Source organism: Mucilaginibacter sp. GW821-FHT07H05 (genome assembly GCF_059418485.1).
The window spans coordinates 523258-548333 of sequence record NZ_JBWKPY010000003.1; the positions used below are offsets into that span (position 1 = coordinate 523258).

23 protein-coding genes are annotated in these 25076 nt (G+C 43.2%); 11 read left to right on the forward strand and 12 right to left on the reverse strand.

From position 1 onward, the window contains the following. Positions 1 to 30: 30 nt before the first annotated feature. The 3 genes from lepA to AC07M6_RS09905 all read left to right on the forward strand — a co-directional run bounded on the left by lepA (position 31) and on the right by AC07M6_RS09905 (position 3378). A complete protein-coding gene (lepA, locus tag AC07M6_RS09895) occupies positions 31 to 1818 on the forward strand; it encodes a translation elongation factor 4 (RefSeq protein WP_494888920.1) in 1788 nt (595 codons plus the stop codon). Between the two features lie 95 nt (positions 1819 to 1913). After that, on the forward strand, positions 1914 to 2795 hold the full coding sequence (locus AC07M6_RS09900; protein WP_494888922.1) for a bifunctional 5,10-methylenetetrahydrofolate dehydrogenase/5,10-methenyltetrahydrofolate cyclohydrolase: 882 nt from the start codon (positions 1914 to 1916) through the stop codon (positions 2793 to 2795). A 121-nt stretch (positions 2796 to 2916) separates the two neighbouring features. Further along, positions 2917 to 3378, forward strand: a complete 462-nt coding sequence (locus tag AC07M6_RS09905; RefSeq protein ID WP_494888924.1) for a DUF4268 domain-containing protein — start codon at positions 2917 to 2919, stop codon at positions 3376 to 3378. A 223-nt stretch (positions 3379 to 3601) separates the two neighbouring features. Here the strand turns inward: AC07M6_RS09905 and AC07M6_RS09910 are convergent, their stop codons facing one another. The 3 genes from AC07M6_RS09910 to AC07M6_RS09920 all read right to left on the reverse strand — a co-directional run bounded on the left by AC07M6_RS09910 (position 3602) and on the right by AC07M6_RS09920 (position 6271). After that, entirely contained in the window at positions 3602 to 4471 is an 870-nt protein-coding gene (locus AC07M6_RS09910) for an OmpA/MotB family protein (protein WP_494888926.1), read from the reverse strand. A 142-nt stretch (positions 4472 to 4613) separates the two neighbouring features. Further along, a complete protein-coding gene (locus AC07M6_RS09915) occupies positions 4614 to 4817 on the reverse strand; it encodes a hypothetical protein (protein WP_494888928.1) in 204 nt (67 codons plus the stop codon). A 104-nt stretch (positions 4818 to 4921) separates the two neighbouring features. Continuing rightward, entirely contained in the window at positions 4922 to 6271 is a 1350-nt protein-coding gene (locus AC07M6_RS09920; protein ID WP_494888930.1) for an adenylyltransferase/cytidyltransferase family protein, read from the reverse strand. Between the two features lie 144 nt (positions 6272 to 6415). Here AC07M6_RS09920 and AC07M6_RS09925 point away from each other — a divergent pair, with 144 nt between their 5' ends. From AC07M6_RS09925 to AC07M6_RS09935, 3 genes are read left to right on the forward strand one after another with little or no spacing between them, the layout of a single operon-like run. Next, entirely contained in the window at positions 6416 to 6874 is a 459-nt protein-coding gene (locus tag AC07M6_RS09925; protein ID WP_494888932.1) for a DUF4442 domain-containing protein, read from the forward strand. A 3-nt stretch (positions 6875 to 6877) separates the two neighbouring features. Then, on the forward strand, positions 6878 to 7339 hold the full coding sequence (locus AC07M6_RS09930; protein WP_494888934.1) for a GNAT family N-acetyltransferase: 462 nt from the start codon (positions 6878 to 6880) through the stop codon (positions 7337 to 7339). An 11-nt stretch (positions 7340 to 7350) separates the two neighbouring features. After that, positions 7351 to 7974 carry an RNA-binding domain-containing protein gene (locus AC07M6_RS09935; protein WP_494888936.1) on the forward strand — a complete coding sequence of 208 codons (624 nt, stop codon included), beginning with the start codon at positions 7351 to 7353 and terminating at the stop codon, positions 7972 to 7974. Between the two features lie 493 nt (positions 7975 to 8467). Here AC07M6_RS09935 and AC07M6_RS09940 read toward each other — a convergent pair whose 3' ends face one another. The 4 genes from AC07M6_RS09940 to AC07M6_RS09955 form a co-directional block, all read right to left on the reverse strand. Further along, complete coding sequence (locus tag AC07M6_RS09940; RefSeq protein WP_494888938.1) at positions 8468 to 9310, reverse strand: energy transducer TonB; 843 nt, start codon at positions 9308 to 9310, stop codon at positions 8468 to 8470. A 158-nt stretch (positions 9311 to 9468) separates the two neighbouring features. Further along, positions 9469 to 10047 carry a DUF4468 domain-containing protein gene (locus tag AC07M6_RS09945; protein ID WP_494888940.1) on the reverse strand — a complete coding sequence of 193 codons (579 nt, stop codon included), beginning with the start codon at positions 10045 to 10047 and terminating at the stop codon, positions 9469 to 9471. A 62-nt stretch (positions 10048 to 10109) separates the two neighbouring features. Further along, positions 10110 to 11147 carry a porin gene (locus AC07M6_RS09950; RefSeq protein WP_494889370.1) on the reverse strand — a complete coding sequence of 346 codons (1038 nt, stop codon included), beginning with the start codon at positions 11145 to 11147 and terminating at the stop codon, positions 10110 to 10112. 229 nt (positions 11148 to 11376) lie between these two features. Further along, positions 11377 to 12936: an ammonium transporter gene (locus AC07M6_RS09955; protein WP_494888942.1), complete on the reverse strand. Its 1560-nt coding sequence runs from the start codon at positions 12934 to 12936 to the stop codon at positions 11377 to 11379. Positions 12937 to 13486: 550 nt separating this feature from the next. On the opposite strand from AC07M6_RS09955, the gene AC07M6_RS09960 reads away from it, so the two are divergent. Further along, positions 13487 to 15658, forward strand: coding sequence for a glutamine synthetase III family protein (locus tag AC07M6_RS09960; RefSeq protein WP_494888944.1), 2172 nt, complete (start codon positions 13487 to 13489; stop codon positions 15656 to 15658). A gap of 76 nt (positions 15659 to 15734) precedes the next feature. Here AC07M6_RS09960 and AC07M6_RS09965 read toward each other — a convergent pair whose 3' ends face one another. Then, the gene (locus AC07M6_RS09965) at positions 15735 to 16244 is read right to left on the reverse strand and encodes a DinB family protein (RefSeq protein ID WP_494888946.1); all 510 of its coding nucleotides are present in this window, start codon (positions 16242 to 16244) and stop codon (positions 15735 to 15737) included. 149 nt (positions 16245 to 16393) lie between these two features. Between AC07M6_RS09965 and AC07M6_RS09970 the strand changes: the two genes are divergently transcribed. Then, a complete protein-coding gene (locus tag AC07M6_RS09970; protein ID WP_494888947.1) occupies positions 16394 to 17938 on the forward strand; it encodes a L,D-transpeptidase family protein in 1545 nt (514 codons plus the stop codon). A 76-nt stretch (positions 17939 to 18014) separates the two neighbouring features. On the opposite strand, the gene AC07M6_RS09975 is transcribed toward AC07M6_RS09970, so the two are convergent. The 4 genes from AC07M6_RS09975 to AC07M6_RS09990 form a co-directional block, all read right to left on the reverse strand. Further along, positions 18015 to 18824 carry a murein L,D-transpeptidase catalytic domain family protein gene (locus AC07M6_RS09975; protein WP_494888948.1) on the reverse strand — a complete coding sequence of 270 codons (810 nt, stop codon included), beginning with the start codon at positions 18822 to 18824 and terminating at the stop codon, positions 18015 to 18017. Between the two features lie 147 nt (positions 18825 to 18971). Next, positions 18972 to 19553, reverse strand: coding sequence for a nitroreductase family protein (locus AC07M6_RS09980; RefSeq protein ID WP_494888949.1), 582 nt, complete (start codon positions 19551 to 19553; stop codon positions 18972 to 18974). A gap of 21 nt (positions 19554 to 19574) precedes the next feature. Then, on the reverse strand, positions 19575 to 20300 hold the full coding sequence (locus tag AC07M6_RS09985; protein WP_494888950.1) for a hypothetical protein: 726 nt from the start codon (positions 20298 to 20300) through the stop codon (positions 19575 to 19577). 36 nt (positions 20301 to 20336) lie between these two features. Continuing rightward, positions 20337 to 22769 (reverse strand): alpha-ketoacid dehydrogenase subunit alpha/beta, encoded by a 2433-nt coding sequence (locus AC07M6_RS09990; protein ID WP_494888952.1) that lies wholly within the window; start codon positions 22767 to 22769, stop codon positions 20337 to 20339. Positions 22770 to 22908: 139 nt separating this feature from the next. Here AC07M6_RS09990 and AC07M6_RS09995 point away from each other — a divergent pair, with 139 nt between their 5' ends. The 3 genes from AC07M6_RS09995 (at position 22909) to AC07M6_RS10005 (ending at position 24984) form a co-directional block, all read left to right on the forward strand. Beyond that, positions 22909 to 23313, forward strand: coding sequence for a DUF1573 domain-containing protein (locus AC07M6_RS09995; protein WP_494888953.1), 405 nt, complete (start codon positions 22909 to 22911; stop codon positions 23311 to 23313). Between the two features lie 90 nt (positions 23314 to 23403). Further along, positions 23404 to 24639, forward strand: a complete 1236-nt coding sequence (locus AC07M6_RS10000) for a pyridoxal phosphate-dependent aminotransferase (protein ID WP_494888954.1) — start codon at positions 23404 to 23406, stop codon at positions 24637 to 24639. After that, positions 24640 to 24984: a HopJ type III effector protein gene (locus AC07M6_RS10005; protein ID WP_494888956.1), complete on the forward strand. Its 345-nt coding sequence runs from the start codon at positions 24640 to 24642 to the stop codon at positions 24982 to 24984. It begins immediately after the preceding gene. Positions 24985 to 25076: the final 92 nt, after the last annotated feature.

Sequence of the window (25076 nt, forward strand, 5' to 3'; positions counted from 1 at the left end):
ATCCATGCAAAAAGCTATTTTTGCGCTTCAATGAAGCACATACGTAATTTTTGTATTATCGCACATATCGACCACGGCAAAAGTACCCTTGCCGATAGGTTGTTAGAATATACCCATACCATCTCCAAACGCGAAGCGCAGGCCCAGTTGCTGGACGATATGGACCTGGAGCGCGAGCGGGGGATCACCATAAAAAGCCATGCCATCCAGATGGATTATGAGCTGAACGGCCAGAAATACGTGCTGAACCTGATAGACACCCCCGGACACGTGGATTTTAGCTACGAAGTTTCACGGTCGATTGCTGCCTGCGAAGGCGCTTTGCTGATCGTTGACGCGTCGCAAGGGATCCAGGCGCAAACGATATCCAATCTTTACCTGGCTTTGGAGAACGATTTGGAGATCATCCCCGTGCTAAACAAAATGGACCTGCCCGGCGCTATGCCCGAGGAAGTAAAAGACCAGATTGTTGAGCTGATCGGCTGCAAGCGCGAGGAAATTTTGGCAGCATCGGGCAAAACAGGTCAGGGTGTGCATGATATCCTGGAAGCCATTGTAGCCCGTGTCCCTCCTCCCGTGGGCGATCCGGAAGCACCGTTGCAGGCTTTGATCTTCGACTCGGTATTTAACTCCTTCCGTGGTATTGTGGCCTACTTTAAGGTAGTGAACGGCGAGATCAGGAAGGGTGATAAAGTAAAATTCTTCGCTACCGAAAAGAACTATATTGCCGAAGAAGTTGGCACATTGAAGCTAAACCAGTTGCCTAAAGATGTGATTAAAACCGGCGACGTAGGTTATATCATATCAGGTATTAAAGAAGCGCGTGAAGTAAAGGTTGGTGATACCATTACCACCATTGCCCGCCCCTGCGAAAGCGGCATACAAGGCTTTGAAGAGGTAAAACCCATGGTATTTGCCGGTATTTACCCCGTTGATACCGACGAATATGAAGAGCTGCGCGAGGCCATGGCCAAGCTGCAACTAAACGATGCTTCACTGGTTTTTGAACCGGAATCATCGGCTGCTTTAGGCTTCGGTTTCCGTTGCGGATTTTTGGGCATGCTGCACATGGAGATTATCCAGGAGCGGTTAGAGCGCGAGTTTGATATGACGGTAATTACTACCGTGCCCAACGTATCGTACATCGCTTTTACTACCAAAGGTGATGAACTGCAGGTACATAACCCATCCGATCTGCCCGATCCAAGCAAACTCGATTCGGTTGAAGAACCGTATATCAAGGCAAATATCATTACCAAATCCGAATTTGTAGGGCCGATCATGTCGCTTTGTATCAACAAGCGGGGAACGATCATTAATCAATCATACCTGACATCAGATCGCGTTGAGCTGATCTTTGAGATGCCAATGGGCGAGATTGTATTTGATTTTTACGACAGGCTGAAAACCATATCAAAAGGCTATGCCTCGTTCGATTATACGCAAACCGGTTATCGCAAAAGTGATTTGGTGCGTTTGGATATTAAACTGAACGGTGAACCTGTGGATGCGCTGTCATCCCTGATCCACCGCAGCAACTCTTACGATTTTGGTAAACGCATCTGCGAAAAGCTAAGGGAATTAATCCCGCGCCAGCAATTCGAGATCATTATACAGGCCTCTATCGGCGCCAAGATCATTGCCCGCGAAACGGTGAAAGCTTTGCGTAAAGACGTAACCGCCAAATGTTACGGTGGTGATATCTCGCGTAAGCGTAAACTGTTGGAGAAACAGAAAAAAGGTAAAAAACGCATGCGCTCGGTTGGTAACGTAGAGATACCGCAAAGCGCGTTTATGGCGGTGCTTAAACTCGACTAACAAGCCCCCTAACCCCCTAAAGGGGGGAACAATGGCGGGCTTTTATATAAATTAACATTACTAAACTCCCCCTTTAGGGGGCTGGGGGGTTATATATGCAACTACTCGACGGCAAATACGTATCAGAAAAACTTAAAGTTGAAATAGCTGAGGAAGCAGCTAAAATATTAGCGCGCACAGGCCGCAAGCCACACCTGGTGGCCGTATTGGTTGGTCACGATGGTGGCAGCGAAACCTATGTAGCCAGCAAAATGCGTAACTGCGAGGCGGTAGGTTTTAAATCGAGCCTGGTGCGTTACGAGGATACCGTTACCGAAGCTGAACTGCTGGCTAAAGTTGCCGAGCTAAACGCCGATGCGGATATCGACGGTATCATCGTTCAGCTTCCCCTCCCTAAGCATATCGACCCGGAAAAAGTAACCGAATATATTGATCACCGTAAGGATGTGGACGGCTTCCACCCTATTAATTTGGGCCGGATGCAGCGTAACCTGCCATCGTTTATCCCCGCTACTCCCTACGGTATCACTTTAATGCTGAAAGAGTACGGTATCGAAACCGCCGGTAAGCATTGCGTGGTGATTGGTCGCAGTAATATTGTAGGTTCGCCCATGAGTATCCTGATGGCGCGTAATACCCAACCCGGTAACTGCACCGTAACTATTTGCCACAGCCGTACCCCCGATATCAAGAAATTTACGCTGGATGCCGATATCCTGATCGTAGCCATTGGTAAAAAGAACTTTGTAACGGCAGATATGGTGAAAGACAGCGTGGTAGTAATTGATGTAGGCATGAACCGCGAAACATCAACCCTAACCAAATCGGGCTATAAACTATATGGCGATGTGGATTTTGAAGGCGTAGCGCCTAAAGCATCGTACATTACCCCTGTCCCGGGTGGTGTTGGCTTGATGACCATTATTGGCTTGCTGAAAAACACCTTGGCTTCGGCTAATAAGGAAGTTTATCCATAAGATTTCACCGATTGGGGGTTGATTTCACCGATTTTCTTTCCCTTCCTCAGGTCTGTGTCTTCACAGACTTCCTTGTGGTTAGTATTGGACAAGTTTTTAACTTAATCTTTATAATTGCGCCATGTTTTCAAAAGCGGAGGCCTCTCAATTACGGCATGAATTCTGGACTACCTTTGGCAGGTATCTAAGGCCGCAATTATCGGCCGATGGCGAAAAAGTGAATTGGGTAAATTATAAAACCGGTGTTAAGTATGTATACTTCCGCATGGAGGCCGAGAACAGGCTGGCCCGCATCAGCATTGAGATAGCTCATTATGATACAGGCATACAAGAGCTGTTTTATGAACAGTTTGTAGAATTAAAAACTATGCTGCAAAGTCACCTGCAAGAGGAATGGGAATGGCAGCTGCACCATGTAGATATAGAAGGGAAAACCATTAGCCGCATTTACAAAGAGCTACCCCGTGCCAGCATTTTTAACCGGGAAGACTGGCCAAAGCTGATCAGTTTTTTTAAGCCCCGCATGATAGCGCTGGATGAATTTTGGAGCATGGCTAAATATAGTTTTGATGCCTTGAAGTGACGTGAGTAAAAAACGATGTCATTTCGACGAGCCGGGGCTGGATTGCGCGGTAGTGTGAGGAGAAATCCTATGCGTGCGATATACAAACCGTATAAGATTTCTCCTCGCCCTACTACGCTTTGCCCACACATGCTCGTCGAAATGACATAAGGACTTATACCAAAACTAAAAACAAAAGGCCGCCTAAAGGCGGCCTTTTGTATAGACGCTATACATCTGCTGATTACTTCTGCTCTGCTTTATTATCGGGCGCTTTGCCTATCAAATCCATAAACTGATCCAGTTTGGGGGTAATGATAATTTGGGTACGCCTGTTTAGCGTTTTGCCCGCGTCTGTGCTGTTATCGGCAACCGGGTTATATTCGCCACGCCCGCCTGCAGTTAAGCGCTTAGGATCGACCCCATAGTTATTTTGCAGGGCTATTACTACTGATGCCCCTCTCAAGGCGCTCAGATCCCAATTGTTACGGATGTTTTTCTGCGCGATAGGCACATTATCGGTATTCCCCTCAATCAATACATCATAGTTGCTGTAATCTTTAATGATTTTGGAAATTTTGCTCAGGGTTTCTCCTGCCCTGTCTGATATTTCATAACTACCCGATTTGTACAACATATTATCAGCAAGTGATATGTAAACTACGCCTTTTAATACCTTCACATCCACATCCTTCATTTCCTGCTGACTTAATGAGCGGGTTAGGTTGTTGGTTAAAACCACATTAAGCGAATCGCTTTTATTTTTAGCGTTTACCAGTTGCTTGATGTATTTGTTAGAGCTGTTGATCTCATCAACCAGTTTAGAAATATTCATATTACCCTGGCTGCCCGAGTTTAAACATTTGTTAAGCGCCTCCTGCAGTGAGCGGGCATTGGCTTTTTCTGATGCTATTTGCTCATCAAGGCTTGTTATCCTGTTAGTGGCAACTGCCAGCCTTTGCTCGGTAGTTTGGAATCTAACGGTTAAATCGCGGTTATCCTTTTGTAATTGATCATTAGTGGTTTGCAGTTCTTTATACTTTTTAGTACTCACACAACTTTGACCCAGCGCTGCTATAACAAACAAAGCGGGTATAATTATTTTAAGTTTCATAATATTTTAATTAATAAAACAATAGTTAAATAATAACCCATTTTAGCCCATAAAGTTTGTTTTTTATTTATTTCAGGCTGTAGCATTATAAAAAAAAAGGCTGCCCGTATAAGGAGCAGCCTTTTTTTATATTATAGTGCAATTACATTTTCGGAGGTGTTTTGGTAGTATCCCTCTTAGTGGTGTCTGTTTTCACAGTGGTATCTTTAGGAGCAGTCATTTTGGCCGAGTCAGCCTTTTTTGCACTATCTGCACTGCTCGTCGCAGATTTTTCTGAACTGCAGCCCGCTGCAATTGATCCAACTATGGCCGCCACCAGGGCGAGGCTTAAAATTTGCTTTTTCATAGGTATCTTAAATAAGTGTGAATTAATAGCTGTTTATACTTACAACCTGTTAAATAAACCTTTGTTTAAGATTTTTTGTCTTTTTTGCTTTTTAAGCAATTTTGTTACAATGAATTGAGGGTTTTAATGTTATCATATTCAAACTCAAAATCTATCTCAAAGCAATCTACAAACTTGCGCTTCATAGCCTGTTTCAATTTAAAAGGATCTTCACAATAAAACACAAAAGCGCCGCCACCGCCGGCGCCGCATATCTTGCCGCCATAAGCGCCATTTTGCCTGGCGAAGGCGTACATCAGGTCGAGTGTATCGTTGGTACTGGCTTTAGCTAATTGCTTTTGGGCTTCCCAGTTGCGTTCCATTAAGCGGGCGCATTCCATATAATCGGCTTTGGCAAGGGCATGGGCAAATTTCAGACCGCAATCGCCAATAATATCAAGCGCTTCCCTGCCTACCGGTGTGTTATGATTCTCGTAAACCTGCTCTACAGCCGATTGCGCGTTGCGTGATATGCCGGTATGCAATAACAGCAGGTTTTTGCGGAAACCTTCCAGTGTTTCTTTTGATACGGTAACATCTATTGGTTTAGAGTAATCATCGCCAGATTCGAAGCAATGGAAACCGCCAAACACTATTCCGTACTGATCCTGCCGGCCAATGGCCCAGTTCAGTTCTTTATTCTCCAGGTTAAACAGGTCTTCTGCAATATTGGTTAATGTTTTCGATTCGGCATTGTAATTACGCGCGCTGATCAATTCCAGCAGCTTTACGGCTGTAGATGTACTTAAACCACTTCCCCTTGGGTACCCGGAAAAGTTAAAATGCCCGTTCTTTAACTCAATCACCGGTTTAATAGCCACGTTTGATACATAGCCTTTTTTGCCATACATGATATAGGGCACATCGGTCCATCCGCCCGAAAAATCGATACGCAGGGCAGCTTTATACGAGTGGTTTATTTTGCTAATGATGTTTGAAGTAGAAGTAGCTTGTAATTCGGCAGGCACATCCCTGCCCACCAGCTGTATCTTTACACCCAATTCATCACACAGTGTTTGTTTAAATGCAATTGCCGAGTCATCGTCGTTCAGGATAAATACATCGGGCCTTAAAGCCGTTATTACCTCCTTAAAATCTATTTTGCCTTCGCCTATGGTATGGTCGTTTAAAACAGCATAATCCACATCCTGCAATGCAGCAACCAGGTATACCCGGTTATTTTCGGGGTTTACCGGCCGGCCGGGGCCTTTTAACGCGGTAAGGGTACTATCGCGGCCTACGCCAACAACCAATATATCGCCAAACTGACGCGCGTGATTAAAAAACACGGCATGGCCCGATTGCAGGATATCGTAACAGCCTGTACAAAACACAATTCTTTTTTGTTGATTATTTGATCTGATAAGAGCAAGGCCCTCATTATCAATCACTTTAGACCGTAAAGTTTCGAACATACTTATAATAATATATAATAACTAAACAATGCAATAACATGCTAAGCCTGATATGCCAAAACAGCAAATCATTAAGCTATATTTGCCAATCACCTTATCAACAAATTTGTGCTTTCACCATTTTTTTTATGATATTTAGCCGTCATGTTAATTTCAGAAAAGGCTTTAAAATGGGTCATCCGTTTTTATCCACCACTTTTCTTCCAACGTATTTGGGTAAAGTCTTTTGCAAAGGACTTTAAAGGGGTAGATGTTAGTATAAAAAAAAGCGTTTTTAACAAAAACTACAACGGTTCAATTTTTGGCGGTACACTTTTTGCCGCGGCCGATCCATTTTATCCCCTGCTATTCCACCAGATATTTTTGCGCCGCGGGCACAAGGTAATTGTATGGCTAAAATCGGCTCAGATACAATATTTAAAGCCGGCTGCCACCAATCTGCACTTTAGCATCACCATCAACGACGAAACAATTGCCGAAGCCGAGCGTATGTTAACCGCAGACGGGAAGTTTATCAAAACTTTCCCTATTGAAATTTTTGATAAAGACAATAACTTGTGCGTAACCGTTTTTGCAGAGGCCTATGCACGTAAAATATATTGATTAATGAAGGTAATAATGAACGATGCCGCATTTGCAAACAAAGGTTTCAGCATCTCCACCGATCCCGGCTTGCTTGATTTTGAAATGATCTATCATTACCTGGATCAGGGATCGTACTGGGCTAAAGGCATACCGGTTAATACTTTGCGAAAGGCTATTGATAATTCGCTTTGTTTTGGTGTTTATGAGCATGATAAACAGATTGGCTTTGCCCGGATAATTACCGATAAGGCAACTTTTGCGTACCTTTGCGATGTATTTATTTTGGATACTTATCGCGGCCTGGGGCTTTCCAAATGGCTGATGCAAACCATACGCCAACACCCCCATCTGCAGGGTTTGCGCCGCTGGTCGTTGGCTACCGCCGATGCACATGGCCTGTATCAGCAATTTGGATTTACGCCTGTTACCAAACCCGAAGTATGGATGGAAATATTTACGCCCTATACTGCTCAACAGAACTAAGGAGAAAAAAGATGAATATCAAAAAGCTGATCTTTGATGGTGAAGGTGTAACCTTAGACTTTAAAAAAACAATTACCCGCTGCGAAAAGATAGCTAAAACAATGGTGGCCTTTGCTAACAATAAAGGCGGCCGGCTTTTAATTGGTGTAGCTGATGATGGCAGTATAAAAGGTGTAAAGTTTGAGGACGAAGAGAAATACATGATCACCAGGGCGGCGCAGTTTTATATCCGCCCTGCATTAGAGCCTGTTTTTGAGGAGGTTTATGTAGATGATAAAATGGTTTTGGTGGTGAATATTGAAAACAGTACCACTAAGCCGCATTATGCCCTGGCCGAAGATGGCAAATGGTGGGTATACGTACGTGTAAAGGATAAAAGCGTACTGGCCAGTAAAATTGTAGTGGATGTTTTAAAACGATCGGCTGATGATCAGGGTGTAATGATTGAATATGGCGGCAACGAGAAAACCCTGCTGGAGTACCTTGAACAGCATAACCGCATTGATATTAAGGAGTTTTGCAAACTGCTCACTATCAGCCGGAAAAACGCCCAACGGATATTGGTTAACCTGGCCCTGTCGGGCGTTATCAGCATCCATACTACCGAGAAGGAAGAGTATTATACTGCGGTATAATTGGTTTGTTTAACAAAAAGCCTTACGAAGTTTTAAAACTTCGTAAGGCTAAAGATTGTCATTGCGAGGAGCAGCGAGGGAATGTAGCAGGGGCGACGTGGCAATCTCGTAGCTGTTCGGGTCTTCATTATGATTGATAATTTGCCACAGGGCCTATTACTTTTTTCTTGAAAAAAAAGTAACAAAAATTCAAGACAGCAAAAATGCTTCCTCTGCCACACGTGGCCTTTGCCCTACAAAACGGGCAGAACCACGGCTACGCTTATTTGCCCCGCTGTCGCACCCGCTTACCCTCGCTTCTGCAAAACGCTGATGCCCTCCTGCGGCACAGTCCACCATTGTTCTGTCCGTCTTCGCCCGGAAGCTCCTTTGCTGTCGGGAACCCAAGAAAAAACACGTCATTACGGGTACGAAGCAATCATCGCTTAGCAGAGCCGCTCTTCATGCCGGGAATTGCCACGCTATCGCTCGCCGTGACGTGATGGAACTATTATTATTGATCAGCTAACTGAAAATTAATAGGTATCACATACCTCACTCTTACAGCCTGCCCATTTTGTTTGCCGGGTTTCCAGGCGGCGGCCAATTTAAGCACACGTACTGCTTCCTCATCAAAACCATACCCTCCTTTGCGCTCAACCGTAAAGTTTGACAGGTGTCCGTCTTTTTCAATAATAAAGCTCACAAATGATCTTCCCGATACGCCTTGCTCCTGTGCTATCATTGGGTAGCGTAAATTCTTCTCCAGGAATTTCTTCCAGGCTTTTTCGCCGCCTACTGGTTCGGGCATAAATTCTAAACCATCGGCTGGAGTATATGTGATGTCGTCTACACCAGGGGCTGTTCCTGTTCCCTGGCCACTCCCTGTTCCGCTTGCCGGTACATTCTGCGCAACCTCACCGCCGGCAACTTTAACCTCTGCGCTTCCCACTGCCATGTTTGGATCAATTGGTTTGGGTTCCTCCGTTACGGGCTCTGCGGTAGGTCGCATTACCACAAACTTTTGTACGTTAACAGGCGGCGCAGCTTTAGCAGGCTCTACTTTTTGCTGTTTTTTTACTGGTTCTGCCTTTTTGGCTTCATGGATGATGTCCTCCTTTGGTAGAGCTATAGGAATATGACAGACTATCACAGGCTCTACGATGGGTTTGTTACGCGAAATAACAGTTTCCGTTATACCAAATGCCGCTACGGTAAAAAACGTAACCGCCATTGCGCGCGATAGTACATTGGTGTAATGGCTCCTTAACTCGTAAGCGCCATATTGTTGGTTGCGGTTCTTAAATACAAGCGAAAGCCACTCCCGCTTGTACAAATTAAATTCTGAGTTTATCATGATGGTTGAAATTTAGTTTCTTATTTAACGCTAATTTAAACTATAAAATTGCGAAAAATAACCATCTGACACACTTTTCAGATATTTTCAATAATCAATAAACTAAATTATTAGTTTTCAAATATACGTATAATTTTATTTGAAAACTAATAATTTAGTTACCATTTTTTAGTATCAATTTTAGTTGGTGAGGCTTGCTTTTTTTGCGGGTTAGCAGTGTATAGCTTAAGTAAATCGCCTGTTTGCTTGCCAAACAGTGCAATTTGTTCCAGATAATTATCCAAAACGCGACCATCGTATTTGTCTTTTATCTTTTCAGCGGGGATCTCCACTCCCGGCGCTCGTTCAAAAACACCATAACGGTTGCGCTGGTATGGCATAAAAACAAAGTCGGTTAACCAGTACCGGTATTTGGCATCTTTAAACTCTATATTTAAAGTATAGGCCAGCTCACCATCTTCATGTTTTACATAAGTAAGGCTGCTGTAAATCATTATTTTTGATTTGATGGTAATAGATGATCCCGGCACAGTTACCGGTTTACCAGCCTGCTTTGGCTTCATCCGGGTAAGGCCTGTTAAACACCTGTTGTATAAAGTATCGGCGCTTATCCCCGGCATATCGGTAACCTGGTAATAAATATATTTATTATGCTCATCTAAAGTAACCAGTTCTTTTTGGGCATGCGCATATTTGCAGATACATACTATGGCTATAAGTGCTAACAAGTTTTTCATTTTACAAAACAAAAAGCCGCCGGCTTAATTACCGGCGGCTTGTAAATTTAATTTAAATTTTATTAAAACGCGTAAACCGCAGCCAGTGAAAACTGTGATGCTGATTTAGTTAATGCGCCGTTTTTATCGGTATACAGGTTTTTTGAACCGTTGTCCAGTCTTACTTCAGGGATAAAGGTTAACGGGCCGCCTTTAATGTTAGCGGTAAAGGTTAAACCTGTTACAGAATCGCCTGCTGCAGGGCCAGCGGTAGTAAAGCCACCTGTTTTAGTTTTAAAGTACTCGCCGCGTAAACCTAAGGTTACTGCAGATGATACTGCATATTGCGGATACAATGCTACACCGGTAAAACCACCTTTAACAGCATCAGGTGCAGAAAAATCGGCAGCGTTTAAGCCTAATTTAAATGCATCAGTGATTTGATAGCTGGTGGTTAAATCAAATTCTGTACCCGATACAGAACCCGCTAATACGTTCAGGTAAGCGGTCCAGCCTTTTACCGGGGCTACCATTAACTGCGCGCCAAAAGTGTTGATCTTACTTGTTGCAGTATAAACATTCCAGTAATCGTTAAACACACCTGCCATTAAGCTGGCCTTGTCAGAGAAAGTGTAAGTGAATTTAACACCTGCATTTTGGAAAGGGCCGTTAGTGAACAAGTACGAAGTAGAATAGTTGAAGTTACCAGTTGGGGCAATTACTTCGTAACCTACAAACGTAGCCATATAACCTGCTGTTACGTTAAAGTTTTCGGCCAGGTCATACCCTACATACAGGTTTTGGATGTGGAATGATTGTCCGTTGCTTCCTGCATTCGGGATAGATTGTCCTTCGCCGCGGGGACCGAATGATAGTTCGCCAACAAACGAGGCTTTGCTAACTTTCTTTTTCAGGGCCAGATCTACCATACCGATTGAAAATGAGTTTTGATCGCTGGCAAAGCTGGTTGGGATATTGTTATGCCCCGAAAAATCATACTTGTAATAGGTATCTACCGAACCAGAGATGGTCAACGGCGGATCGGCTGGTTTAGCATCCTGCGCTTTAGCAACATAACCAATTGCAGAAAGAGAGAGTAATAGTAAAAGTTTGTTTTTCATCATTTTTAATTGTTTAAGGATTGAATATTTAGTTGAATATTTGGGTTTGTAAGCATCCCCCCATCGGCTGTTAAGGCCGGGAAAAGGATGTAGTAAATTATAATTCTAACTGCTTATTAACGGGGGTATTGAAAGCGCCATTACTTACAAGCAGTACAAAAGTATGATGTATGATCTTTTAAAACCGTGCGGATGATGCGTAATCATCCGCACGGCTAATCATATCATTTTATGCCAACGGTGCTTTTACACCCGACTCGAATAAGCCGCTTAAGCTTACATCTTCATCATCTGACGGATAAGCTTCGGCGCCGTGTTCAAACACGTCTATGCCGCCTTTCATCAGTTCGCCATGTTCTTCAACACGCAGGTTCCATGGATAAGGCAACTTACGGATGATAAACATCATTACAAGTGCAACTGCAAATGTTGCCGCGGTAATAGTAGCGCTGCCAATAGCCTGTGATTTTAACACTGAAAAACCACCGCCATAAAACAAGCCTGTTACCGGATGAGAGTTATCCGGACCTGTTGGGCCGGTAAAACCATATTGCCCTGATGCGAAAAGGCCTAACGACAATGTACCCCATATACCGTTTAAACCGTGTACGGGTACAGCACCAACCGGATCATCTATACGTACATGCTCTAACAAAATGGTACCCAGGTAAACAATAACACCCGATACAGCGCCTAAGCAAATAGCACCAAGCGGACTAACCCAGTAACATGGACAGGTAATAGCAACTAAACCTGCCAGGAAACCGTTTACAGTAAAACCTACATCAAACTTACCTTTGGTAGCACCAAACCATAAGCCCATGTACATGGCCACCATACCCCCGGCGCAAGCTGCCAGTGTAGTATTAGCGGCAACACGGCCTATACCAGCGCCATCCATTGCTGATAGCGTACTGCCCGGGTTAAAGCCATACCAGCCAAACCACAGGATAAAACCACCAACAGCAGCAATAGTTAAGTTGTGTGCCGGTGGCATGCCGCCGCCGTCACGCTTAAATATCCTGCCCAGCCGTGGCCCTAATACAATAGCGCCGGCTAATGATGCCATACCGCCAATAGTATGTACTACGGTTGAACCTGCAAAATCAAGGAAACCTAAACCTACAAGGAAACCATCCGGTCCCCAGGCCCAGTGACCAATAATCGGGTAGATAAAACCGGTAATACCGATACTGTAAAGGATATCGCCGCGGAAGCTTGTACGACCGATCATAGCGCCCGAAACGATAGTTGAGCAGGTATCAGCAAAAGCATATTGGAATATCCAATGCGCTAAAACAGGGATACCTGTGCTGCCGTATGTTTCAGGGGTGTTTTGTAAAAAGAACCAGCTTTTGCCATCGGCACCATGCCAGCCAATAAATCCGTTACCACTGCCAAACATAAAGGCATAACCAACAGCCCAAAACAATATACCGCATAAGCAGGTATCAAAAATACACTCCATTAAAATGTTAACCGTTTCCTTTTTACGGGCAAAACCGGCTTCCAGCATAACAAATCCGGCCTGCATACCGAATACTAAAAATGCAGCTACCAATGTCCATATCGTATTAACGGTATTGATCATTGACGTTTCATGAGCCGTATAAGTATCGGCCGCGTTTGCTTTTGTGGAAATTAATCCGGGGATTACCATCATGGCAACAAACACAAGGGCAAGCCCAAGTAATTTGCCTGTAAAAATAGTAGCGCCGAGTTTCCATTTTTCCCGCGTCAGTTGTCGAAACTGCTGGGAGAGTTTACTTTTTGTGAAGTTTACTTCCATTGTTTTAAAAATTTAGTTAGTTAGAATGATATGTGAACGATTAATAAATTCAAAAAGCTATAATATGGCAAAAACTCACATCTGAAAATTATAAAACTTGTGTTTTCAAGATAAATGCTTTGATTTTTACAATAACAATTACCAAAATCGCATATTTTTTAATTTTTACAGTGAATTTTATTAATATTTTTATGAAATTATGAATATCTTTTCAATAAAGCAAAATTTTACATAAAAATAAACTGCATTTTTTGTAAATTTTATTATTTTATTAAAACAATTACTAATTATCTTACTTCGTTTTACATATTTTCAAAAAAACAGTCTTAAATTGAACATAATATTAAATTAACCTACATTATAACATCTTATCATATAAAATCTATGTTTTTAGTAGAATATTATCAAATTTGTATAAAACCGATATAATAGCACCCGAATAAGTTTTCAAATAATGGTGTCCGCACTCAATATATATTTCTTCTTTTCTTGATTTTTTTTGATGTTTCTGCCCGGATTAAGTTATTTTTGGTCATCAATTACCTAAAAAATGACAAATTTTCGATTCAGAGCATTAGAAACAGTATTAACACGTACTATTCCGGAGGTAAAACCACCTTCCAACAAAATCTCCGATTATTTTGGGGCAAATGTTTTCGACAATAAAAAGCTAAAGGAATATCTATCAAACGATGCTTACCAGAGCATCATCCATTCAACCGGCGATGGCGAACCTATACCGCGCGAAACTGCCGAGCAAATTGCTTCGGCTATGAAAAGCTGGGCTATCAGCAAAGGGGCTACACATTATACACACTGGTTTCAACCATTAACGGGTTCAACTGCCGAGAAACACGACGCGTTTTTTGAACCTACCGCCGATGGCGTGATCGAGCGCTTTAGCGGCGATGCCCTGGCGCAGCAGGAACCCGATGCTTCCAGTTTCCCAAGCGGCGGTATCCGTAATACTTTTGAGGCACGCGGCTATACCGCCTGGGACCCATCGTCGCCTGCCTTTATTATGGGCCGTACACTATGTATCCCAACCGTATTTGTTTCATACACCGGCGAGGCGCTTGATTATAAGGTGCCTTTATTAAAGGCGCTAAGCGTGCTGGATAAAGCAGCTGTTGACGTTTGTCACTATTTTGATAAAAGCATCGAAAAAGTAAACGCATCGTTAGGTATCGAACAGGAATATTTCCTGGTAGACCTCGCCTTATTTAATGCGCGGCCTGATTTGTACCTGACCGGTCGTACGTTGTTTGGCCATATGTCGGCAAAAAACCAGCAATTAGAAGATCATTACTTCGGTTCGATACCCGAGCGGGTTTACGCCTATATGCAGGATATGGAAACCGAGGCCTTATTATTAGGCATACCCTTAAAAACACGCCATAACGAGGTTGCCCCATCGCAATTTGAGTGCGCGCCGGTATACGAAGAAATTAACCTGGCTATTGATCATAACCAGTTGCTGATGGATTTGATGGACAGGGTAGCCAAGCGCCATAACTTTAAGGTGCTGCTGCACGAGAAACCTTATGCCGGCATTAACGGTTCGGGCAAGCATAATAACTGGTCGCTGATTACCAATACAGGCAAAAACCTGCTTTCGCCGGGTAAAACGCCTAAAAACAACCTGATGTTCCTTACCTTTTTTGTGAACATTATTAAAGCGGTGCATGAACATGCCGATTTGTTAAGGGCATCGATAGCTTCGGTAAATAACGATCACCGGCTTGGTGCTAATGAGGCGCCGCCGGCTATTATATCCATATTTTTAGGCAGTCAGTTAAACGATGTGCTGGACGAGATAGAAACATCCCGCATCAGTAAAAAAATAAAGGATGATAGCTTATTATGGCAGGGCATCCCTAAAGTACCTCAAATACTAAAGGACAATACCGACCGTAACCGTACCTCTCCTTTCGCGTTCACGGGTAACAAGTTTGAGCTGCGTGCTGTCGGTTCATCGGCAAACTCGGCTAATCCTATGACTATCCTTAATTTAATTGTGGCCGACCAGCTGCGTAAATTTAAGTACGATGTGGACAAACTGATCCGTAAAGGCGAAAAGAAAGACGTAGCGCTGTTAACGGTGATCAAAAAATGCATTAAGGAATCGAAAGCTATACGTTTTGAAGGTAATGGTTATAGTGCAGAATGGGAAGCTGAAGCTAAAGAGCGCGGCCTAAACAATATTAAAACCACACCAAAGGCGCTTGATGCCCTGCTATCCGACAAAACAGAGCGCCTTTTTGATGAAACCGGCGTATACAACAAACGCGAGGCGCAGGCACGCCATGAAATATTATTAGAAAGCTTTTATAAAAAATTGCAGATTGAGGCCCGTGTAATTGGCGAGCTGGTAAACAATGTGATTATCCCGGCAGCTATCAGCTATCAAACCAAATTGGTTGAAAACGTGATCGGCTTAAAGGAATTGGGCTTCCCGAAAGAAACATACGCGGCGCAAACAGATATTATTACTAAAATAGCCGAACACGTAAACTTTATTAAAAGCAACGTGGAGCATTTAATTGAGGAGCGCAAAAAAGCTAATATAATTGAAGATAGCCGCGACAAGGCCATCGCTTACGATGAAAAAGTGAAGACATATTTCCAGCCCATACGCTATCATGTAGATAAGCTGGAACAGTTAATTGATGATGCCCTATGGCCACTGCCTAAATTCAGGGAATTGTTATTTATAAAATAAGGACCCCTCCTAACCCTCCCCGAAAGGGAGGGCTTTCAAAAACTCAACTTCCCAAATCTCCCCCTTTGGGGGAGATTTAGAGGGGGTGAAGCACCCTCACCGTCACTAACAACTGCCCGGTATGCCGCATGGTATGTTCGGCGGAGTGCATCAGTAATCCGATTACTGTAGATGGTATCTGCGCGCGCCCTACTCCCCGTTTTTGAGTTAATATTTGCTCGTCCGTTTGGGATAATTGCTTAATAGCTTTATCTACCTGTATGTTAAAGGCACTAATCAATTGCGACAGGTTTATATTCTCATTTTTCCCTTCCGATGCCAGGTATGTTAACTGATCGTTATCCAGGCTTGCACCCGATGCGTAAGTAAACAACCTGTCCAGCACACCGGTTAAATGCTGCAGGTGAAATCCCGGCGAGGCCAAACCGGCCACTTTTTGCCACAACATATTTTCAGGAAACCCATCCATTATTTCGTTCACTTCTTCGCGGGCTTGTAATAAGGCGTGCGCAACGGGTTGCAATAAGGCGGGTATCCCATTCAGTGGACCCCGCAGCCATACTTCGGGTTGTTTGGTTTTAGTCATATACTGACCTATAAAATATAGAATAATATCATTTGTGTATTAAATTATCAACTGCCAGCGGCCGTTAAACGCCCGTATTAACTTAAACAGGGCACTGCGTAAATATGGTACAGACATTGATATATTAAATATATAATTAAATCTATAATATGACACTAAATACTAAACCGGTAAAAAAAAGCCGGTCAATCATTGTTCTTATCTTACTGTTAACCTTAACCATTGCTTTTCAAAGCTGTAAAAAATCACGTTCGGATATGGGTAAAACCTTATTTTCGAAAACTAAAAATAAGGTTTTTAAGGATATAACCCCCGAAGGCTTTGCCCCTGTTTTTCAAAAGATGCTGGCCGAACAAAAATCTAAAATGACCAACCCCGGCATTATTACCAGTTATTATGAAAGTCATGATTTTGACCCGGTTTTATTAATGGACCATATTGCAAACGACGATGTAAAGAACCTGATAGTTTATTATAATAAAGCAGGCCTGCATGGTTTGGATCCTAAAATATTCCAATCGCCGCAAATAGATACACTGTTACACAAGTTTTACAATAAAAAGGGTATAAAAACCGTAGATGAAGCTTACCATGATATGGCGCAGCTGGAAATACTGCTGGCTAACTCGCTGATCAATTATTCAAACGCTTTGCAGTTTGGCGTATTAAACCCGCGTAAAATTTACGCCCGCTATTTTACCCAAACCAAACGGCCCGACAGTGCTTTTATGGCCCATGTATTTGGTGTTACCAACTTTAAAAGTTACCTGGACAGTATCCAGCCGAAAGACCCGCAATACCTGGCGCTGCAAAAAGCCCTGCAGAACCATATTAACGCACCCGGTATGACCAACCAGGAAGTACAACGCACCCTGATAGTTAACCTGGAACGGTTAAGATGGAAAAACAAACCCACCGAAAGCCGCTATGTGGTTGTAAACATCCCCGATTTTCAATTAAACATCATGAATAACGGTAGATCTGAACTTAACATGAAGGTTTGCGTGGGCGAAGGCCGAAATAAGGATTACGCCAATACACTGGTGGAGTACGACGATAGCGACCGGGTGGACCGCCCATTTTCGCGCGAGACACCGCAGCTAAGCAGTAAGATTAATGAAGTGCAGGTAAACCCGGTATGGAATATCCCCGAAAGTATAGCCAGTAAAGAAATCATTATAGAAGCGCAAAAAGACCCTTACTACCTATCTAATAAAAACATTAATGTTTATAAAGATGGTAAGCTGATAGAAGACCCCGAAACCATTACCTGGGATGATAACTCGGCTAAAGAGTATGAGTTTAAGCAACAACCCGGCGCAGATAATGCATTGGGTAAGATCAAATTTCTGTTCCCTAATAAAAGCAGCGTTTATTTACACGATACACCCGCACAACTGCCCTTTAAGCGAAGCATGCGCGCGGTAAGCCACGGCTGTGTACGCCTGGAAAAACCACTTGAATTTGCCAGGGCCCTGTTTGGCAATGATACTAATAAATTTAACCTGATAGAAAAATACATGAGCCAGGATAATGCCGAGCCAACCAACCTGTCGCTGCCCCAAAAAATGCCGATATACATTACCTATGTTACTTGCTGGACTGACGAGAGCCACCAGCTGCAAATACGGTCGGATGTATACGGGTTGGATATTGTACTATACGCACACCTGCAAAAGCTGGCCGGTTTATAATTACAGGACAAAACAAGATACAAAAAAGCCCGTCAATGTTTAATTGACGGGCTAACCCAGGTGGGTTTATAATTGGTTAGTTTGTAAACACATCTTTTACCAGGTTAAAGCTACTGTCTGCAAATGCAAATTTTGCGGCCTGGTCTTCATCTAAATATTTAGATGTATAATCACTATCGTTACCGGTAATAAATAGAAGGTTTTTATTCTTAACAATATCAATTACCTTATCAACTATTTCGGTTGATACCGCCGGGCAGCCATAACTGCGTCCAAGCCTGCCTAACTGATCAATCGTATTCTTATTTACATATTCGGCACCGTGCAATACAATAGCACGCTCACGGGCTTTATCATTAAAACCCTGATCTACACCATCCAATCGTAACGACCGGCCGTGCTTACCTATATAGGTTTCATCTGTAATATAAAAACCCAAACTGCTTTGATGCGATTCTTCATTATTAGAGAATGCCTGTGCCATATCGGCGCCACTACCCTGCCCATGTGCTACCCAGGTGTTTAATAACAGTTTGTGCTTTTGCAGATCAACAATCCACATACGTTTGGTTGTACTGGGCTTGTTGAAATCAACAATAGTTAAAATAGAACTGTTAGATGGCAACAGATTAGCAATTTTTAAATTGTAGTAGCCAGTTACCGCTTTCTCAAATACAGCCGAATCCAGGCCAGACTGATTTAAACCAGCTGATGAATAAATATCATCCACATAGTGAATAAACAATACCCTTGACGATGAATTTGGAGATTTTTTTACTGTAGCAACTTTGGTACTGTCGCTTTTTACATTTGCAAAACCCAGGCTAATAATGGATACTGATAGCCCAAAAAAAGCGCAGATTACCCACAAAAAATGTTTTCTCATATTTTACTTAGTAAAGTGGTTAACAATACAGCAAAAAGGTTTATAATTTATAAGTGTAAAACAAATATAAGCAATATTATATTACACACCAAAAATTATTAACAGAAATACACTTAAACGAAAGTAACTTTACCTTTAATTAACAATTCAATCCACCCATTTCACCTTATCTTCAACAGGTGCTTTACGCTTACCTTCGGGGTGTTCATCAGCATAACCTAAGTATAAAATACCCAGCACATTATCATCGTCGCCCAGTCCTAAAAAGGTTTTAAACTCGGGGCGCAGCGTCATACCGCCGGTGCTCCAAAAAGATGCGATACTTAGCGCGGTAGCCCCTATTAACAGGTTTTGCACGGCTGCAGAAGCGGCCGCCACTTCCTCAAACGGTGGGATTTTAGGTAGATCGCCGCGTTTCATGCTGGCTATTACAATGTGCGATACCTTATCGCCCATGTGGGTAAGATTATTGAAGGTAGTTGGGTTAAAATTTTCGGCGGCGGTATTTTGCTGATAGAGTTCGGCATGCTGGGCACAAAATTGAGCCGGATCGGCATAAACTACAAATTGCCATGGTTGCGTATTACCGTGATTAGGCGCCCAGTCGGCCAGTTCTAATAAAGCAGCCACGTGGCCATTAGGTATTTTATTACCGTTCATCATAGCAGGTTTAATACTGCGACGGTTTTTTATTGTATTTGATACGATTGAAAAAGTGTTAGAATCCATTCGGCGAAATTAGGGAAATATTTACTTATCCTGCTCGTAATATTTGGGGAGTTTCAGCGAAAAAATCTTCATAGTCGTTTTGGATATTTTTTTTGTGATAGTATAATCTGCTTTATCTGTAAGAGCCCGACTCATTATCGGGTAATTGAAATGATTACTGACATTTACAAGATGACCATCTTCATATCTGTAAACATCAAACAGCCAATAAGCATGCCACCTGTAAGAAACGTAGATTGTACCCACAATTTCAAAATTACCATCGCCATCAAAATCATATAAACAGTTTGAGGTATTATCATGAAAATCCCAAAAGAATATTTTCTTAAAAGAAACTTTACTTGTACCGAATAAATACAGATTGCCTATATACGACGAGGCCAGGCCGGAAGCACTGGAATTATAACAGCCTATATTAAAATCAATAAGACCATCACCATTTATATCCCCAATATGTAATTGATTATTAACTATAGCCTGTGGTGATAGACAAAAACTGACTTTTACTTTTTTTATTAATTTGTTATGATAGTAAAGCAAAACAACACTTCCATCAAAATCCCCCTGAGGTATTTCTACTCTATAAAACTTATATGTGGCTACTGCTACAGCCGTAGAATCTGTTTTCCTAAAAATATTTATAAAAGGAACTTTAGTAAATTTTATGGCCGGATATCTTTCAAAAGGATATTGCGCGCACGCATTGAAAGAAGAGAATAGGAACAAAGCGCAGATAATCGTCTTCATTCCTATTCAATAATTCAAAATTCAATAACTTGATAATTAATATATCGCCGGATATTTCGCCGGGTTGGCCTCGCTCATCATCGCATAAATGGTTTCAACCACGTCATCCAGGGATGGCTTGCTGAAATAATCCCCATCCGAGCCGTATGGTGGGCGGTGTTCTTTACCGCAAAGAGTTTTAGGCTGCGCATCTAACGCATAATAACCTCCCTGGTTTTCCAGTATTTGTTGCAGCAGGTACGCCGATCCGCCACCCGGGATATCTTCATCAACCACCAATAGCTTGCTGGTTTTTTTAAGGGATGTATTGCAAACCTTTGTCCTGTCAAACGGATATAGCGTTTGCGGGTCTATCACCTCTACATTAATCCCCATTGTTTCCAGTTCGGCAGCGGCTTCCATTACAATACGCAGGGTTGAACCATAGGATACCACGGTAATATCGCTACCCTCCTTCACCACTTCGGCAATGCCAAGGGGAACGGTATAATCGCCCGGGTTTGAAGGTAATTTTTCTTTTAAGCGGTAACCGTTCAGGCTTTCAATTACTATGGCAGGCTCATCGCCGCGCAGCAGTGTGTTATACATGCCGGCAGCCTGGGTCATGTTGCGGGGAACGCAAATGTGCAATCCGCGCATGGTATTTAAGATCATCCCCAAAGGCGAACCCGAATGCCAGATCCCCTCTAACCGGTGGCCGCGTGTACGGATGATCAGTGGCGCTTTTTGTCCCCCGCGTGTACGGTAGCTCAAGCTGGCCAGATCATCACTTAAAACGGTAATAGCATATAACAGGTAATCCAGATATTGGATCTCGGCAATAGGTTTTAAGCCACGCATGGCAAGGCCCATACCCTGCCCAATAATAGTTGCTTCGCGGATACCGGTGTCGGTGATACGCAGATCACCATATTTTAGCTGTAAGCCCGCAAAGCCCTGGTTAACATCGCCAATCGAGCCTACGTCTTCGCCAAAGGCAACAATAGCTTTATCCCGCTCAAAATTAGCATCAAAGCAGGCATTCAATAACTCGCGGCCATCCAGTAGCTTGGCATCCTGATCGTACGTAACCGGCGTAACGGGTACATTTAATGGCGAAAACGGAGTGCCGGTAAAAAGTTTGGAGTTAAAACGCTCGTTATTTAAACCTGCCTGCTGTTGCAGCCAGGCCTTTAGCTCGTCTTTAGCGCTGCCGGTTTCGTTAATGGTGATACGCATGGCTTTCCGTACCGCTACCATTACATCGGCCCGGCCCGGATCAACACAACGCTCCATGGTTGATACGGCTTCCAGTAATTCATCCCTTTTGGCGGATTGCCCGGCCAACCGGTTAATTAAAATTGAAGCTTCGCTGAGGTCAGCTTTTATTTCTCCGGCCAGTTCGTTCCAGGCCTCGCGCTGGGCATCACGGACAGTTCTTTTAGCGGTAGCCTCCAGTTCGTCCATTTCCTCGTCGTTACTAATGGCCGATGTGATCATCCATTTGCGCATTTGCAAAAGGCAATCGTGATCGCTTTCCCAGGCTAAACGATCTTTAGATTTATAACGCTCGTGCGATCCGGACGTAGAGTGCCCCTGCGGCTGCGTCATTTCTATCACGTGGATCAGCACCGGCACATGTTCGGCACGGCAAATATCAATAGCACTGGCATAAGTATCGCACAGGGCGGGGTAATCCCATCCGCGCACTTTAAATATTTCGTAGCCGTTGGTACCTTCTTCGCGTTGGAAACCTTTTAATATCTCGGATATATCTTCTTTAGTGGTTTGCAGCTTGGCGGGGACAGATATCGCGTAAGCATCGTCCCATATAGAAATAGCCATAGGCACCTGCAGTACACCGGCCGCGTTTAACGATTCAAAGAACAAGCCTTCGGATGTGGCGCCATTGCCAATAGTACCAAATGCTACCTCGTTGCCGTTAACCGAAAAGTTTTTTAAATACTCCAGCTCTTTATTCTGGCGATACAATTTTGAGGCGTAAGCCAGCCCAAGCAAGCGCGGCATGTGCCCGCCCGTGGTTGATATATCTGATGAGCAGTTTAAAGTTTCGGCCTGGTTTACCCAGTTTCCATTGTTATCTATATAGCGTGTAGCATAATGACAATTCATTTGCCTTCCGGCCGATGCAGGGTCTTTTTCGATATCGGGATGGGCATATAGCTGGGCAAAAAACTCTTTCAGGTTACTCATGCCCGTAGCAAACATAAATGTTTGGTCGCGGTAATATCCTGCACGCCAGTCGCCTGCTTTAAAAGCCTTGGCCATAGCCAGTTGGGCAACCTCCTTACCGTCGCCAAAAATGCCGAATTTAGCCTTACCCGTCAGTACTTCGCGCCTGCCCAGTATACTGGCCTGGCGGCTTTCAAAACCAATACGATAATCATTGATCACGATCTTTCTGAACTCTTCAAAACTTAGTTCAGATGCGTCAAACCTGCTGGTAGCATGCATTATGGTTTCAGGCATATATAATATTCTGTTAAGGTGGTAAAATTAGGAAATTCTATTTTGTAAATAGCATAAAATCCATTTGAATAAAATTGTTGAAGCAAATAAACTATTTGCTTTAAAATAAATCTATATATTTGTGTATAAACAAACGAAAATGAAAAAGTTGATCATATTATGCGCAGTAGTGTTAGGTTTCACATTTGCTGCATCGGCCCAGGACAATACCAAGCCCGAGTTTAAATTTAATGAGGAAAAACATGATTTTGGTAAAATCCCACAAGGTAAACCGGTAACCACCATGTTTGAATTTACAAACGTGGGCGAGCAGCCACTTATTATTGCCGCCGTGCAACCTACCTGCGGTTGTACCATTGCCGACTTTACCCGTACACCTGTTAAAAAAGGTGATAAAGGCACCATTAAGATCACTTATAATGCTGCTGTAATAGCTCCTTTTAATAAATCGATCACCATTACATCAAACGCGTCAACACCTACTAAAATTATCAGCATTGTTGGCGAAGTGGTAGCAGCCGGGGCAGCTACAGCAAGCAAATAACGATAGCAAAAAACATAAACAAAGAAAGGCGCGAATATTCGCGCCTTTCTTTGTTTATGCCTGTACATGTTTTTTTCTTAATTTTGCGCCATGCCAAAAATCTCGACAAAAGGGCAACAAATGCCTGCTTCGCCCATACGTAAATTAACCCCGTTTGCCGATAAGGCTAAACTGGAAGGCAAAAAGGTATATCACCTTAATATCGGCCAGCCCGACATCGAAACGCCCGAAGGGATGCTTAACGCAATTAAAAATATTGATTTTAAGGTGTGGGCCTATACCCCATCCGAAGGCACCTTGTCTTACCGTAAAAAACTGGTTAACTACTATAATAAACTGGGCTATAACATCAGTCCCGAAAATATTATTGTTACCGTTGGCGGATCTGAAGCTATCACCATAGCGATGATGGCCTGCCTCGACCCGGGCGACGAGGTAATTATCCCCGAGCCTTTTTATGCCAATTACAACGGCTTTGCCTGTGAGAGCGATATTGTGGTGAAACCCATCCTATCGTACATTGATAACGGTTTTGCCTTGCCCCCAATCAGCGAGTTTGAAAAGCTGATCACTGATAAAACCAAGGCCATCATCATCTGTAACCCTAATAACCCTACCGGCTATTTATACAGTGCTGATGAGCTGAACGCGCTAAAAGAACTGGCCTTGAAATACGACTTGTACCTGTTTAGCGACGAAGCTTACCGCGAGTTTTGTTATGACGGCCGGGAGTTTATATCGCCTATGCATTTAGACGGTATTGATGAGCATGTAATTGTGATGGATACCGTAAGCAAGCGTTACAGCGCCTGCGGGGCCCGACTGGGTTGCATGATCACCAAAAACAAAGCTGTAATTGCCGCCGGACTAAAATTTGCCCAGGCACGCCTGAGCCCCGGTATGGTAGAACAAATTGCCGGTGAAGCCGCTGTGGATACCCCCGACAGCTACTTTGAAGCAGTAAATACCGAATACACTCACCGCCGGGATATCCTGGTAAGCGCGCTTAATAAAATGGACGGCGTTTATTGCCCTAACCCAGGCGGTGCTTTTTATGTGGTGGCCAAGCTGCCAATAGATAACGCCGACAAGTTTTGCCAGTGGATGCTGGAAAGCTTTGCCTATGATAATCAAACCGTAATGATGGCCCCTGCAACGGGTTTTTACAGCAGCAAAGGCGCCGGACTTAACGAAGTGCGCATGGCCTATGTTTTAAATACCGGTGACCTGCAAAACGCGATGATTTGTTTAGATGAGGCGTTGAAAGTATACCCGGGCCGGACAGAAAGTGCTGAGTCTGCAGTCTTAAGTTCAGAAGCGAAATAAATGATTAAAGAACAGATATCCACCCTGCTTAGAAATTTAAAAGACAAATCAATCGCGTTTAAAGATGTACTTGAATTGATAGATGCTTACTATCAGCACCAACCAACTGCCTTTAAAAATGGCGATGCGTATAACGAAGCGACACAGAACCAGGGAAGCGCCAGGGTTTTCGCTTTCGCCCAGATAAACAACCTGGCTAAGGAGGATACCTTATCATTATTTGCCGAACATTATCAGTCGGTTTTAGATAACCCCAATGGCACTGACCATCAAAACATCAGGCAGTTTATAGCGCATGGCTGGGATGGGGTTGTTTTTGAAGGACAGGCTTTACTTGCAAAATAGATAGGCGTTGTGATAACCTACCGGTTAATATTACATCATATTAATCCTGCAAACGGTGTTTAATTTGTATATTTGTAACCACTATTTAACTC